The organism is Curtobacterium sp. Curtsp22 (assembly GCF_059492135.1).
Window position 1 is genome coordinate 902213 of record NZ_CP168519.1, and the last position, 12601, is coordinate 914813.

At 72.5% G+C, this 12601-nt stretch carries 13 protein-coding genes; 5 read left to right on the forward strand and 8 right to left on the reverse strand.

Features of this window, described 5'->3' with window-relative positions:
- The first annotated feature begins 69 nt into the window (after positions 1-69).
- Positions 70-375 carry a putative quinol monooxygenase gene (locus tag ACEN8D_RS04305; protein ID WP_413400336.1) on the forward strand — a complete coding sequence of 102 codons (306 nt, stop codon included), beginning with the start codon at positions 70-72 and terminating at the stop codon, positions 373-375.
- A 65-nt stretch (positions 376-440) separates the two neighbouring features.
- Positions 441-2105 (forward strand): ABC-F family ATP-binding cassette domain-containing protein, encoded by a 1665-nt coding sequence (locus ACEN8D_RS04310; RefSeq protein ID WP_413461760.1) that lies wholly within the window; start codon positions 441-443, stop codon positions 2103-2105.
- Between the two features lie 41 nt (positions 2106-2146).
- Here ACEN8D_RS04310 and ACEN8D_RS04315 read toward each other — a convergent pair whose 3' ends face one another.
- From ACEN8D_RS04315 to ACEN8D_RS04325, 3 genes are read right to left on the reverse strand one after another with little or no spacing between them, the layout of a single operon-like run.
- Positions 2147-2515 carry a YciI family protein gene (locus tag ACEN8D_RS04315; protein ID WP_413399623.1) on the reverse strand — a complete coding sequence of 123 codons (369 nt, stop codon included), beginning with the start codon at positions 2513-2515 and terminating at the stop codon, positions 2147-2149.
- Between the two features lie 39 nt (positions 2516-2554).
- On the reverse strand, positions 2555-3034 hold the full coding sequence (locus tag ACEN8D_RS04320) for a gluconokinase (protein ID WP_309780442.1): 480 nt from the start codon (positions 3032-3034) through the stop codon (positions 2555-2557).
- Between the two features lie 38 nt (positions 3035-3072).
- Positions 3073-4635, reverse strand: coding sequence for a GntP family permease (locus ACEN8D_RS04325; protein ID WP_413399622.1), 1563 nt, complete (start codon positions 4633-4635; stop codon positions 3073-3075).
- 206 nt (positions 4636-4841) lie between these two features.
- On the opposite strand from ACEN8D_RS04325, the gene ACEN8D_RS04330 reads away from it, so the two are divergent.
- Positions 4842-5540: a FadR/GntR family transcriptional regulator gene (locus ACEN8D_RS04330; protein WP_495601169.1), complete on the forward strand. Its 699-nt coding sequence runs from the start codon at positions 4842-4844 to the stop codon at positions 5538-5540.
- 613 nt (positions 5541-6153) lie between these two features.
- Here ACEN8D_RS04330 and ACEN8D_RS04335 read toward each other — a convergent pair.
- From ACEN8D_RS04335 to ACEN8D_RS04355, 5 genes are all read right to left on the reverse strand, one after another.
- A complete protein-coding gene (locus ACEN8D_RS04335) occupies positions 6154-6756 on the reverse strand; it encodes a GNAT family N-acetyltransferase (RefSeq protein WP_070416352.1) in 603 nt (200 codons plus the stop codon).
- 10 nt (positions 6757-6766) lie between these two features.
- Complete coding sequence (locus ACEN8D_RS04340) at positions 6767-7450, reverse strand: uracil-DNA glycosylase (RefSeq protein WP_413400287.1); 684 nt, start codon at positions 7448-7450, stop codon at positions 6767-6769.
- Between the two features lie 4 nt (positions 7451-7454).
- Positions 7455-8174 (reverse strand): Type 1 glutamine amidotransferase-like domain-containing protein, encoded by a 720-nt coding sequence (locus tag ACEN8D_RS04345; RefSeq protein ID WP_309779784.1) that lies wholly within the window; start codon positions 8172-8174, stop codon positions 7455-7457.
- Entirely contained in the window at positions 8171-8704 is a 534-nt protein-coding gene (locus ACEN8D_RS04350; protein ID WP_175473674.1) for a phosphoribosyltransferase, read from the reverse strand. The genes ACEN8D_RS04345 and ACEN8D_RS04350 overlap by 4 nt, the downstream gene beginning before the upstream one ends.
- Positions 8705-8815: 111 nt before the next feature.
- Positions 8816-9592, reverse strand: coding sequence for an SDR family oxidoreductase (locus ACEN8D_RS04355; RefSeq protein ID WP_413461457.1), 777 nt, complete (start codon positions 9590-9592; stop codon positions 8816-8818).
- 80 nt (positions 9593-9672) lie between these two features.
- Between ACEN8D_RS04355 and ACEN8D_RS04360 the strand changes: the two genes are divergently transcribed.
- Both ACEN8D_RS04360 and ACEN8D_RS04365 read left to right on the forward strand, forming a co-directional pair.
- The gene (locus ACEN8D_RS04360; RefSeq protein ID WP_413400136.1) at positions 9673-10761 is read left to right on the forward strand and encodes an acyltransferase family protein; all 1089 of its coding nucleotides are present in this window, start codon (positions 9673-9675) and stop codon (positions 10759-10761) included.
- A 285-nt stretch (positions 10762-11046) separates the two neighbouring features.
- On the forward strand, positions 11047-12378 hold the full coding sequence (locus tag ACEN8D_RS04365; protein ID WP_336696622.1) for a bifunctional o-acetylhomoserine/o-acetylserine sulfhydrylase: 1332 nt from the start codon (positions 11047-11049) through the stop codon (positions 12376-12378).
- Positions 12379-12601 lie beyond the last annotated feature (223 nt).

The window sequence follows — 12601 nt, forward strand, 5'->3', positions numbered from 1 at the left end:
CGACGGCGAGTCCGGAACACCCCGCTGCCGGGTGCGGTTGCATCCGGCAACGACGACGAAAGGTGCACCATGTCGATGACCGTCCTGCTCGAGGTCCAGCTCCGGAGCGACCTCCCCACCGAGACCACCGAGGCCGCGATCCGCGAGACCCTCGCCCAGACCGGTGCGTTCGCCGGCAACGAGTCGCTCGAGGTCCTCGTCGACGACACCGACCCGTCACGGGTGGTCGTCGTCGAGCGCTGGACGACGCCTGAGGCCCGCGACGCCTACGTCGCCTGGCGCGGCACGCCGGAGGGTGCGGCGAACGCCCTCGCCGCCGTCGTCGCCGCCCCGCCGGTCACCCGTCGGTTCGGCCGGACGATCACGCTCGACTGACCCGACACCGCTGACCCGGCCCCGCTCCGGTCGATGGTCCGTCGCGGGGATGGGACGATTGGGGCATGACCGCCACGCTCGTCGCCAAGGGACTCTCCGGCGGGTACGCCGCACGCACGCTCTTCGACTCCCTCGACCTCACCGTCGCCCCGGGGGACGTCATCGGCGTCGTGGGGGTGAACGGCGCCGGCAAGTCGACCCTGCTCCGGCTCCTCGCCGGGGTGGACGAGCCGCTGGCCGGCACCGTGTCGCTCGCACCGACGGACGCGTTCGTCGGGTGGCTGCCGCAGGAGCACGAACGCCTCGCGGGTGAGACCGTCGCCGCCTACATCGCCCGGCGGACCGGGTGCGCCGAGGCCACCGCGACGATGGACGCCGCGGCCGCTGCGCTCGGCGACCCCGACGCCGGTGACGCCGCGGCGGACGCCTACTCGGCGGCGCTCGACCGCTGGCTCGCGGCAGGTGCGGCCGACCTCGACGACCGCATCCCCGTCGTGCTCGCCGACCTCGGCCTGGCCGTCGGGTCCGACGAGGACGGCGTCGGGCCGGAGTCGCTCATGACCGCGTTGTCCGGCGGGCAGGCGGCCCGCGTCGGACTCGCCGCGCTGCTGCTCTCGCGGTTCGACATCGTGCTGCTCGACGAACCGACGAACGACCTCGACCTGGACGGCCTCGACCGGCTGGAGGGCTTCGTCCGGGGCCTCCGCGGCGGTGTCGTGCTCGTCAGCCACGACCGCGAGTTCCTGGCGCGCTCGGTGACCGCCGTCCTCGAGCTCGACCTCGCGCAGTCCACCAACCGGCTCTTCGGCGGCGGGTACGACTCCTACCTCGAGGAGCGAGAGATCGCCCGGCAGCACAAGCGCGACGCCTACGAGGAGTACGCGTCCACCAAGGCCGACCTCGTCTCCCGTGCCCGGACCCAGCGCGAGTGGTCGAGCCAGGGCGTCCGGAACGCGATGCGGAAGAGTCCCGACAACGACAAGATCCGCCGCCGTGCCGCCTCCGAGTCGAGCGAGAAGCAGGCGCAGAAGGTCCGGCAGATGGAGTCCCGCATCGCCCGGCTGGACGAGGTCGAGGAGCCGCGCAAGGAGTGGCAGCTCGAGTTCACGATCGGCACCGCGCCCCGGTCCTCGGCGGTCGTCGCGACCCTGTCCGACGCGACGTTCACCCAGGGCGACTTCACGCTCGGGCCGGTCTCCCTGCAGGTCGACGGCGGCGACCGCATCGGCATCACGGGTCCGAACGGTGCTGGCAAGTCCACGCTCCTCCGGGCGCTGCTCGGCAAGCAGGCGCCGACGGCGGGCACGGCGTCGCTCGGGTCCAGCGTCGCGGTCGGCGAGATCGACCAGGCACGCGCGGCCTTCACGGGTGACCAGCCGCTGGCCGACGCGTTCGAGGCGATCGTGCCCGAGTACACGACGGCCGACGTCCGGACCCTGCTCGCGAAGTTCGGGCTGAAGGCGGACCACGTCGGCCGTCCGGCGAACGCGCTCTCCCCCGGTGAGCGGACGCGCGCCGGCCTCGCGCTCCTGCAGGCCCGCGGGGTGAACGTGCTCGTGCTCGACGAGCCCACGAACCACCTCGACCTCGCCGCGATCGAGCAGCTCGAACAGGCCCTCGACTCGTACGACGGCACCCTGCTCCTCGTCACGCACGACCGCCGCATGCTCGAGACCGTCCGCCTCGACCGGCAGTGGCGCGTCGAGGCCGGTCGCGTCACCGAGGCCTGACCGGTCGTCTGCTCGCTCGGGGTCGTGACTGCCGAGCCCCGTCAGGGCGTCGGCACGCCGGGCGCGGAACCCGCGGCCGCACCACCGTCCCGCGTCCACGAACCGGCGACCGGGCGCACCTCGACGAAGCCGCCCTGCTCCGTGGCGGGGTTCCGGCGGGCGATCGCGACCGCGGCGTCGAGGTCCCGCGCCTCGATGACCCCGATGCCGTCGAGCGCGGTCGTCGCCTCGGGACGGGCTGCCGGACCGTCGCCGTCGATGCGCACCACCTCGGAGGCAGGGCCGAAGGCGAACGCCGCGACGAGCGCGCCGGAGTCGATGAGGTCCGAGGCGTGCCGGTCGTGGGCGGCGAGCTCGTCGGGCGACGCCTCGCCCGGGCCACCGTGGATGAGGACGACGAAGTGCGGCATGAGCCAGGCCTACACCGTGGCCGGACGCTCCGCGCGTGGTCAGCGGCGGAGCGCCAGCCGCTCGATGACCTCGGCGCTCTCCTCCTGCGGGGTCCGGTCCGCCGCGACGGTGATGTGGGCCTCGTCGTCCTGCGGCGGCTCGAGGGTGGCGAGCTGGGACTGCAGGAGCGAGGTCGGCATGAAGTGCCCGGAGCGCTTCGACATCCGGTCCTCGATGAGGGACCCGTCCCCGGCGACGTGCACGAACACCACTCCGGGTGCCCGGAGGACGTCGCGGTAGGAGCGCTTCAGCGCCGAGCAGGTCACCACGCCGGGGGTGCCACCGTCGAGGTGCGACCGGATCCACGCCGCGATGACGTCGAGCCAGGGCCAGCGGTCCTCGTCGGTCAGCGGGGTGCCGGCGTGCATCTTGTCCACGTTCGCCTGCGGGTGCATGGCGTCGCCCTCGGCGAAGTCCCACCCGAGCTGCTCGGCGACCATCGCGGCGACGGTCGACTTGCCCGATCCGGAGACCCCCATCACCACGAGGACGCGGGCATCGAGTGCGGTGTCGTCGCTCAATGGATGAACACCCCCGCGAGCATGACCCCGGCGAGGCCGAACACCGAGATGAGGCACTCGAGCATCGTCCACGTCTTGAAGGTCTGCCCGACCGTGGTGTTGAGGTACCCCTTCACGAGCCAGAACCCGGCGTCGTTCACGTGCGACAGGAAGACCGACCCGGCGCCGATCGCGAGCACGAGCAGCGAGGTCATCGGCGAGGACAGGTCGTGCGCGATCGGCGCCATGATGCCCGCGGCCGTGACGGTGGCGACCGTGGCCGACCCGGTGGCGACGCGCACGAGGGCGGACACCACCCAGGCGACGAGCAGCACCGAGATGCCGGAGTCCTTCACGGCGTCGGCGATCACCCCGCCGATCCCGGTGTCGATGAGCACCTGCTTGAAGCCACCGCCGGCGCCGACGATGAGCAGGACGCCCGCGACCGGCGGCAGGGCGCTCTCGAGGGACTTCGACACAGCGGAACGGTCCATGCCGCCGCCGATGGCGAAGAAGATCATCGCGTAGACCGCGGCGATGCCGATCGCGATCATCGGCGACCCGAGGAAGTCGAGCAGGCTGACCCACGAGCCCGAGGCGTCCGGGACGGTGGCCTCGCGGATGGCCTGCGCGAGCATCAGGACGACGGGCAGCAGGATGCCGACGAGCGCGACCGTGAAGGACGGGCTGCGCGGCTCGCTGATGACGCGGGTGAAGTCGCTCTTGCCGTGGGGCAGGGATGCGGTGTCCTGCGTGGCGGGGCCGCGCCGCGCCTCCCGACCCGCGTGTGCCGGGTCGTCGCCGACGGGACCTGCGTCGGAACCGCGCGTCCCGAACATGTCGGGCGCTGGGATGTCGACCCAGCGCGCCGCGAAGCGGGCGAAGACCGGACCGGCGAGGACGATGACGGGGATCGCGAGCACGATGCCGAAGGCGAGCGTCGTGCCGAGGTTCGCACCGACCGTCGAGATGGCGACGAGCGGGCCGGGGTGCGGCGGCACGAACGCGTGCATCGTGGAGAGGCCGACGAGGGCGGGCACGGCGATCTTCATGATCGGGACGGAGCTGCGCTTCGCCACCAGGACGATGATCGGGATGAGCAGGACGAGGCCGACCTCGAAGAACATCGGCAGGCCGATGAGCGCGCCGATCAGCGCCATCGTCCACGGCAGCGCCGCCTTCGACGACCTCCGCACGAGGGTGTCGACCACGCGGTCGGCCGCCCCGGAGTCGACGAGCATCTTGCCGAACATCGAGCCGAGGCCGACGAGGATGCCGACGCTCGTCATCGTCGCGCCGAAGCCGTTGCCGAAGCTCGTCACCGCCTTGTCCGGAGCGAGACCCGCGCCGATGCCGACGCCGAGCGCCCCGATCGTGAGCGCGATGAACGGGTGCACCTTCAGCCAGGTGATGAGGGCGATGATCACGACGATGCCGATGATCGCCGCGATGATCAGTTGCGCGACCGGCCCCGACGGGTCGACGGCTTCGGTGCCGGCTGGTTCTGCCGCCAGGACGGTGACCGCGTGGGCCGCGGCCGCGTGGACCGTGGCCGGATCGGCCGGGAGAGCGTGAGGCATCGGTGCCCCTTCCTGGAGCCGCTGCCGCGCGGCTCCGTCGCCTTCGTGTCGAGGACGGTCTGGCGTGCTGCGCGTCGACCGTCAATAATCTGATTAATCAGACTATACGACGATCCACCGCGCGGCATCCGCCCTCCGGGGCAGTCTGCCGATTCGATGGACACCGTGTCACGCACAGTGCGTGCCGCGTACTGCACGGAGGAACGATGGCGACCGGCCGCGGACTGCACGCCCAGGTGCTCGAGACGCTCGGGCAGCGGATCGTCGACGGCGTGCTCGCCCCGGGCACCGTCGTCCGGCCCGACGCCGTCGCGACGGAGTTCGGCGTGTCGAGGTCGGTCGTCCGCGAGGCGCTGCGCGTCCTGCAGTCGCTCGGGCTCGTCGAACCCCGCCAGCGCGTCGGCACGCTGGTGCTCGACATCGTGTCGTGGGAGCTGCTCGCGCCGACCGTGATCCGGTGGCGCGGCGCCTCGCCCTGGTACTTCGCACAGCAGCGGGAACTGCTCGAGCTGCGCCTCGGCGTCGAGCCCGTCGCCGCATCGCTCACGGCGGGGACACCGGGTGCCGCAGCGGTGCTCGCCGCCGCCACCGACATGACCGACGCCTGCGGTCGGGAGGACAGCCGCGCCTACCTCGAGGCCGACGTCCGCTTCCACCGAGCGCTCCTGACCGGTTCCGGCAACGCCGTCTTCGCACACTTCGCCGGGACCGTCGAGGCGCTGCTGCGGACCCGCACCTCGGAGTCGCGGGACACCATCACGCGCTGGACCCGCGACGCGGCGGCCCGGCACGAGGCCGTCGGGCTGGCGCTCGTCGCGGGCGACGGCGGGGCCGCGTCCGCTGCGGCGCGCGAGCTGGTGCGGGTGACGCGGGACGAGTTCATCGCGGAGGCGCCGGCGTCCTGACCCGAGGGCGCGGGACACGCCGCGTGCGGGTCGCCGAGGTCGCCCGGGTCGCCCGGGTCGCCGAGGTCGCCGAGGTCGCCGAGGTCGCGCAACACGCCACGTGCGGGTCGCCGAGGTCGCCCGGGTCGCCCGGGTCGCCGAGGTCGCCGAGGTCGCCGAGGTCGCCGAGGTCGCGCAACACGCCACGTGCGGGTCGCCGAGGTCGTACGACACGCCGCACGCGCGCGACGGGAGCGGCAGATCGCGCGACCTCGCGTGCCCGAGACGCGACCGATCGACGGACGGGAGGCGCGGTGCGGGGCCGACCCGCGCCTCCCGTCCGACCGTGGCCGGGTCGCAGGACACGCCGCACGTTCTCCGCCGAGGTCCCGCAACACGCCGCACGCGCGCGCCGGAAGCGGCAGATCGCGCGACCTCGCGTGCCCGAGACGCGACCGATCGACGGACGGGAGGCGCGGTGCGGGGCCGACCCGCGCCTCCCGTCCGACCGTGGCCGGGTCGCAGGACACGCCGCACGTTCTCCGCCGAGGTCGCACGCCACGCCGCGCGCGCACGCCGGAAGCGGCCGATCGTGCGACCTCGACCTCGGCCGCGGCCCGCCCGGCCGCGCCCGCTACCCGCGCGCGAAGAGGCGCGGACCGCGCAGGCGCAGCCGCATCGTCACCGTGCCGAGCCACCGGTCGTACTTGTACCCGACCTTCCCCATGCGGCCGACCTCTTCGAAGCCGAGCCGCTCGTGGAGCCGGATCGACGCCTCGGCCTGGCGGTCGGCGATGACGGCGACGACCTCGCGGACGCCGGCCGACCGGCACTCATCGATCAGCGCCTCCATCAGGGCCCTCCCGAGCCCCTTCCCGCCGGACGCGGCACCGAGGTAGATCGAGTCCTCGACGACGCGGTTCGACCGGTCGCGGGGGTTCCACGGGTCGACGAGCGCGTAGCCGAGCACCTGCCCCGAGGGGTTCTCGGCGACCAGGAACGGCAGACCCCGACGACGGATCTCGTCGTAGCGGCGCTTCCACGCGGCGAACGTGAACGCCGACGGGTCGAAGGTCACCGAGGAGTTCCGGACGTAGTGCGTGTGGATCTCGCGGACGTCGGGGAGGTCGCTGGGCTCGGCAGCGCGGATCGTGTAGGTGAACGCGGCCTCGGCGGGGACCGGGGCGCGCAGGTGTCGCGGCAGGACCCGCCGTCGCTGGTATTCCTCCTCGAGCACGGGTCCGAGCCTATGCCGCGGGCAGGGTCCAGTCGACCGGTTCGGCGCCCTGCGCGACGAGCAGCTCGTTCACCTGCGAGAACGGGCGGCTGCCGAAGAACCCGCGCGAGGCGCTGAGCGGGCTCGGGTGGGCGGACGCGACGACCGGGGTGTCCCCGAGGAGCGGCCGGACCGAGGCCGCCTGCGCACCCCAGAGGACGGCGACGAGGGGCTTCCCACGGGCGACGAGGGCACGGACTGCCTGGTCGGTGACGGCCTCCCAGCCCTTCCCGCGGTGGCTGCCGGCGGCTCGGGCCTCGACGGTGAGGACGCGGTTGAGCAGCAGGACGCCCTGGGCCGACCACGCCCGCAGGTCCCCGTGTGCCGGCGGCGTCACGCCGAGGTCGGCCTCGAGCTCGCGGTAGATGTTCGCCAGGCTGCGCGGGACGGGTCGCACGTGCGGGTCGACCGCGAACGACAGGCCGATCGGGTGCCCGGGCGTCGGGTACGGGTCCTGTCCGACGACGAGGACCCGGACGTCGTCGAACGGCTCGGCGAAGGCCCGGAGGACGTGCTCGCCAGCCGGGAGGTACTGCCGACCGGCACCGGTCTCGGCGCGGAGCCAGTCGCCCATCCGGTGGACGTCGTCCTCGACGGGGGCGAGTGCCTCGGCCCAGCCGGGGTCAATCAGGTCGGCGAGCGGTCGGGCCTGCACGGGGCTAGGCGCCCATCGTGGCGACGGCGACCGAGTCCTCGCCGGCGACGACGCGCCAGACGCTGCCGGTGCCGCGGACCTCGAGCGCGCCCTCGCCCACGACCAGCGTGGTGTCCTCGTCGATCGCCAGGCCCGCGGTCACGAACTCGGCCTCGGCGCTCGCGATGAGCCGGGCGAGCGTGCCGGCCTGGACGGCGTGCACGTCGATCGTCAGGTCCACCAGGCCGAGCCCCTCGCGGAGTTCGACCTCGTCGAGGCCCTCGGAGGCTTCCTCGGGGCAGATCTCGACGCCACCGATGCGCCAGCCGCCGACGAGGGCACGATCGGCGGCGATCATCGCGCCGGCCGAGTAGCCGAGGTAGGGCAGGCCGTCGGAGACGAGCAGGCGGATCTGGTCGACGAGCGGCGCGACGGCGTCGAGGTAGTCCGGCGTGACCCCGCCGCCGACCACGAGGGCGTCGACGTCGCTGAGGACCGTGGTGTCGAACACCTGGCCGGCGGCGACCTCGGTGACGAGGACCTCGGCCGTGCGCGGGCCGGTCAGCACCCCGGCGATGTCGGCAGTGCCGGAGGGGCTCACCCCGGACCCGTCGGCGACGGAGAGCAGGGCGATGCGCGGGACCGTGCGGCCGACCGCTGCGGAGCGGACCGTGGCCTCGGCGACGAAGGGCGCGGCGGCGTCCGAGGCGGCGAAGGGTCCGCCGCCGACGAGGTGGATGCTCACGACTCGGCCGTCACCGGGGCGAGGGCGCTCCACGGGAAGGTGATCCACCCGTCGACGCGACGCCAGACGTGGTCCGGCTCGAGCACGGTGCCGGGCTTCGAGTAGAGGCAGGCGCTGCGGACGTCGGCGCCGGCGTTCCGGATGATGTCGACCACCAGGCGCAGGGTCCGGCCGGAGTCCGACACGTCGTCGACGACGAGGACGCGCTTGCCGGCGAGGCTCGGGGCGTCGAGCGCCGGCGACAGGATGACCGGCTCCTCGAGGCGCTGCTCGACGTCGGTGTAGAACTCGACGTTGATCGAACCGCACTCCTTGGTGCCGAGGGCGTAGGCGACCGCACCGGCGATGATGAGCCCACCGCGGGCCACGGCGACGACGACCTCGGGTTCGAAGCCGGAGGACAAGACGTCCTTGGCGAGCAGGCGTGCTGCGTCACCGAACTCGAGCCATCCGAGCACCTCGGGCCCGCTCGTCACGGTCACGGTCGAGGGAGCCTGGGCGGGTGACCCGGATTCGCTGCTGATCGGCATCCGACAACGGTACCGGCACGGACCCCGCGCCCGCGACCCGCACGTGCGGCCCGGGCGCGTGCGGGCCGGGTGCGGGCCGGGTGCGGGCCGGGTGCGCGGCACCCGCGGGGATCACACCCGCGGCGTCAGCTTCCCCCGCGCGAGCTTGTGCTGGGCCGACTGCGCCACCGGGCGGATCGTCACGAGGTCGAGGTTCACGTGCGCCGGCAGCTCGACCGCGTGCACGATCGCCTCGGCGACGTCCTCGGCCACGAGCGGCTCCGGCACGTCGTCGTAGACCGCCGCGGCCTTCTCCGTGTCGCCACGGAACCGGGTCAGGGCGAACTCGTCGGTCTTCACGAGGCCCGGCGCGATCTCGACGACCCGGATCGGTTCACCGTTCAGCTCGAGCCGGAGCGCAGCCACGAGGGCGTGCTCGGCGAACTTCGCGGCGTTGTACCCGCCGCCGTTCTCGTACGCCACGTGCCCGGCCGTGCTCGTCACCGTGACGATGTCGGCGCTCCCGGCGTCCGCCGCGCGCCGACGAAGGTGCGGGAGCAACGCCGCGACGACCCGCTTCGTGCCGATCACGTTCACCTCGAACATGGCGCGCCAGTCCTCGACGTCCGACTCCTCGACCGACGCGGACCCGAAGGCGCCGCCGGCGTTGTTCACGAGCACGTCCGCTCCCCCGAGCTCGTGGACACGGGCGGCCAGCGCCTCGACGTCGGAGGCGCTGGTGATGTCCGCGACGAGGACGTCGGCTCCGGTCGACCCGGCGAGCGCCTCGAGCTTCGAGGCACGGCGGGCGACGGCGAGCACGTCCCACCCGTGTGCGCGGAACAGTCGGACGGTCGCTGCTCCGATGCCCGAGCTCGCTCCGGTGACGACTGCGCGACGAGATGCCATGTGCTTCCTCCAGGGGGACGGGGTGGGATGTCCCAACCGTACCGATCCGGCAAGGTCACGATCGGGTAACGTGACCGGCGATGACGACGGACGCCGCCCCTCCCGCGCCCTCGGCGCCCGCCTCGCAGCTCGAGCCCGGACGTGCGAAGCGCCGTATCCCGATGTGGGACACGGCGCGGTTCCTGGCGGTCACGCTCGTGGTGATCGGCCATGCGATCCAGCGCCAGACGGCGGCGAGCGAGCACGCCCTTGCGCTGTACACCTTCATCTACGCGTTCCACATGCCGGCGTTCGGTGTCATCAGCGGGTACTTCTCCTCCGCCGACACCCCGACCGCGAAGCGCATGCGCCGGACGATCACGGACATCGTCGTGCCGTACATCATCATGCAGACGATCTGGACCGTCGTGCAGGCCCTGGTCGAGGGCGGGAAGAAGTTCAACCCGACGCAGCCGACCTGGACGCTCTGGTTCCTGCTCGCGCTGGGGATCTTCAAGCTGATCCTCCCGTACCTCGCACAGCTCCGGTGGCCGCTGTTCTGGGCCGTCGTGTTCAGCATCGGCGTCGGCTACTTCGACAACGTCGACTCCACGCTCTCGCTGTCGCGGGCGATCAGCCTCCTGCCGTTCTTCCTGCTCGGCTGGCAGGTGAAGCAGTGGGGCGTCTTCGACCGCTGGTACGAGGCTCCGCGGCGGGTCGTGGTCCGGGTGCGCATCGCGGCCGGTGCGGTGTTCGTGGCGTGGGCGGTGGCGTGTGCGATCTGGATCCCGCAGTTCAAGCAGTTCGACCTGCACCACTGGTTCTTCTACGACGACTCCTACTCGGGACTCGGCGAGGACGACTGGTGGGCCGGTGCGGTCCGCTTCGGGCTGATGCTGCTGGCGACCCTCCTCACCGCGTCGTTCCTGCTGCTCGTGCCCCGTCGGAACGTCTGGATCACGCAGTTCGGCGCGGCGACGATGTACGTGTACCTGCTGCACACGTTCGTGCTCTACCCGATCCGCGAGTCCGGGGTGCTCGCCGGGCAGCACTCGGCGTGGCCGTACGTGCTGCTCATGGTGGCGATCGCCTGCGCGGTGAGCCTGTTCCTCGCCCAGCCGTTCGTCCGCCGGGGGATGCGCTGGCTCCTCGAACCGAACGTGCGCTGGCTCTTCCGCCGCGAGCAGTGACATCCCCGCGCAAGCCGTCGTCTTCGCTGCGCTCAGTCGGCGGCGCGCGACGTCGCGGCAGGCCGCGACCTCCCCCCGTGGTCGCCGCCGGCGTGTGAGTGCGCACGCACGGGCCAGGAGGCGCGGCTCGCCTCCGCCTCGGTCGTTACGTCCCGAGGCGGGCGCGCTGGTGCCGACGCGACCACCTGCGTACCGTGACGGGCGACGCACAGCCGCGCCGCGCCTCCTGGGCCGAGCGCTGGGCGACCCGACGACCCGACGACCGCCACCGGACAGGAGCACGAGATGACCCAGAACGACGCCGCCCAGTGGCGGTTCGAGACCACGCAGATCCACGCCGGCGCACAGCCCGACCCGACCACGGGGGCCCGCGCGACGCCGATCTACAAGACGACCTCGTACGTCTTCGCGAACTCCGACGAGGCCCGTGACCTCTTCGCCCTGGCCAAGCCGGGCAACATCTACTCGCGCATCATGAACCCGACGAACGACGTCGTGGAGCAGCGGATCGCGGCGCTCGAGGGCGGCTCCGGGGCGCTCCTGGTGTCGAGCGGCCAGGCGGCGGAGACCTACGCGGTGCTCAACATCGCGGGCGCCGGGGACCACATCGTGTCCTCGTCGTCGATCTACGGCGGCACGTACAACCTGTTCAAGTACACGCTCGCGAAGCTCGGCATCGAGACCACGTTCGTCGAGGACCAGGACGACCTCGACGAGTGGCGCCGCGCGATCCGACCGAACACGAAGCTGTTCTTCGCCGAGACGATCGGCAACCCGAAGATCAACGTGCTCGACATCACCGGTGTCAGCGAGGTCGCCCACGAGTCCGGCGTGCCGCTCATCGTCGACAACACGATCGCGACGCCGTACCTCATCCGTCCGTTCGAGCACGGTGCCGACATCGTCGTGCACTCGGCGACGAAGTTCCTCGGCGGGCACGGCACCGTCATCGGCGGGATCATCGTCGACTCCGGGAAGTTCGCGTGGTCGCAGCACCCGGACAAGTTCCCCGAGTTCAACACGCCGGACCCCTCGTACCACGGCGCGGTCTTCGCCGAGGCCGTCGGCAACGAGCTCGCCTACATCGTCAAGGCCCGGGTGCAGCTGCTCCGCGACCTCGGTGCGTCGAACTCGGCGGACACCGCGTTCGCGCTGCTGCAGGGCATCGAGACGCTGTCGCTCCGCATCGAGCGGCACGTGTCGAACGCGCAGGAGATCGCCGAGTGGCTCGACCGGCACCCGGACGTCGCGACCGTCGCCTACGCCGGGCTGCCGACCTCGCCGTGGTACGCCGCGGCGAACCGCTACGCGCCGAAGGGCGTCGGGGCCGTGCTGTCGTTCGAGCTCAAGGGCGGCGTGCCCGCCGGCAAGGCGTTCGTCGACAACCTGCAGCTGTTCTCGCACCTCGCGAACATCGGCGACGTGCGCTCCCTCGTCATCCACCCGGCGTCGACCACGCACTCGCAGCTGACGCCCGAGCAGCAGCTCACCACCGGTGTCACGCCGGGGCTGGTGCGGCTGTCGGTGGGGATCGAGAACGTCGAAGACCTCAAGGCCGACCTCGAGGCCGGGCTCGCCGCTGCCCGTGCGGTCGCGCAGGAGGGCCAGCGCGCGTAGCGGCCCCGGGCGCGGGCACTGTCGCGGGGGCGCGGGGGCGACTCGGAACGACGTGGTCGTTGTCGTACGACAACGGCCACGTCGTTCGTTGCACGCGCAACACTTGCATGCGCCCGGGAGCGACAACGTCGATGTCGTACGACGTCGACGAAGTCGTTCCGACTCGGCGCCCGACCGCACGCACGCAGCCGCACCCGCCCGCACGCCGCCGCACCCGCACGCA

What these genes read in the sequence shown, in the direction of transcription:
- ACEN8D_RS04305 (WP_413400336.1), top strand. Translation starts at nt 70, where the DNA reads ATGTCGATGACCGTCCTGCTCGAGGTCCAGCTCCGGAGCGACCTCCCC.
- ACEN8D_RS04310 (WP_413461760.1), top strand. Translation starts at nt 441, where the DNA reads ATGACCGCCACGCTCGTCGCCAAGGGACTCTCCGGCGGGTACGCCGCA.
- ACEN8D_RS04315 (WP_413399623.1), bottom strand. Translation starts at nt 2,515, where the DNA reads ATGCCGCACTTCGTCGTCCTCATCCACGGTGGCCCGGGCGAGGCGTCG.
- ACEN8D_RS04320 (WP_309780442.1), bottom strand. Translation starts at nt 3,034, where the DNA reads ATGGGGGTCTCCGGATCGGGCAAGTCGACCGTCGCCGCGATGGTCGCC.
- ACEN8D_RS04325 (WP_413399622.1), bottom strand. Translation starts at nt 4,635, where the DNA reads ATGCCTCACGCTCTCCCGGCCGATCCGGCCACGGTCCACGCGGCCGCG.
- ACEN8D_RS04330 (WP_495601169.1), top strand. Translation starts at nt 4,842, where the DNA reads ATGGCGACCGGCCGCGGACTGCACGCCCAGGTGCTCGAGACGCTCGGG.
- ACEN8D_RS04350 (WP_175473674.1), bottom strand. Translation starts at nt 8,704, where the DNA reads ATGCCGATCAGCAGCGAATCCGGGTCACCCGCCCAGGCTCCCTCGACC.
- ACEN8D_RS04355 (WP_413461457.1), bottom strand. Translation starts at nt 9,592, where the DNA reads ATGGCATCTCGTCGCGCAGTCGTCACCGGAGCGAGCTCGGGCATCGGA.
- ACEN8D_RS04360 (WP_413400136.1), top strand. Translation starts at nt 9,673, where the DNA reads ATGACGACGGACGCCGCCCCTCCCGCGCCCTCGGCGCCCGCCTCGCAG.
- ACEN8D_RS04365 (WP_336696622.1), top strand. Translation starts at nt 11,047, where the DNA reads ATGACCCAGAACGACGCCGCCCAGTGGCGGTTCGAGACCACGCAGATC.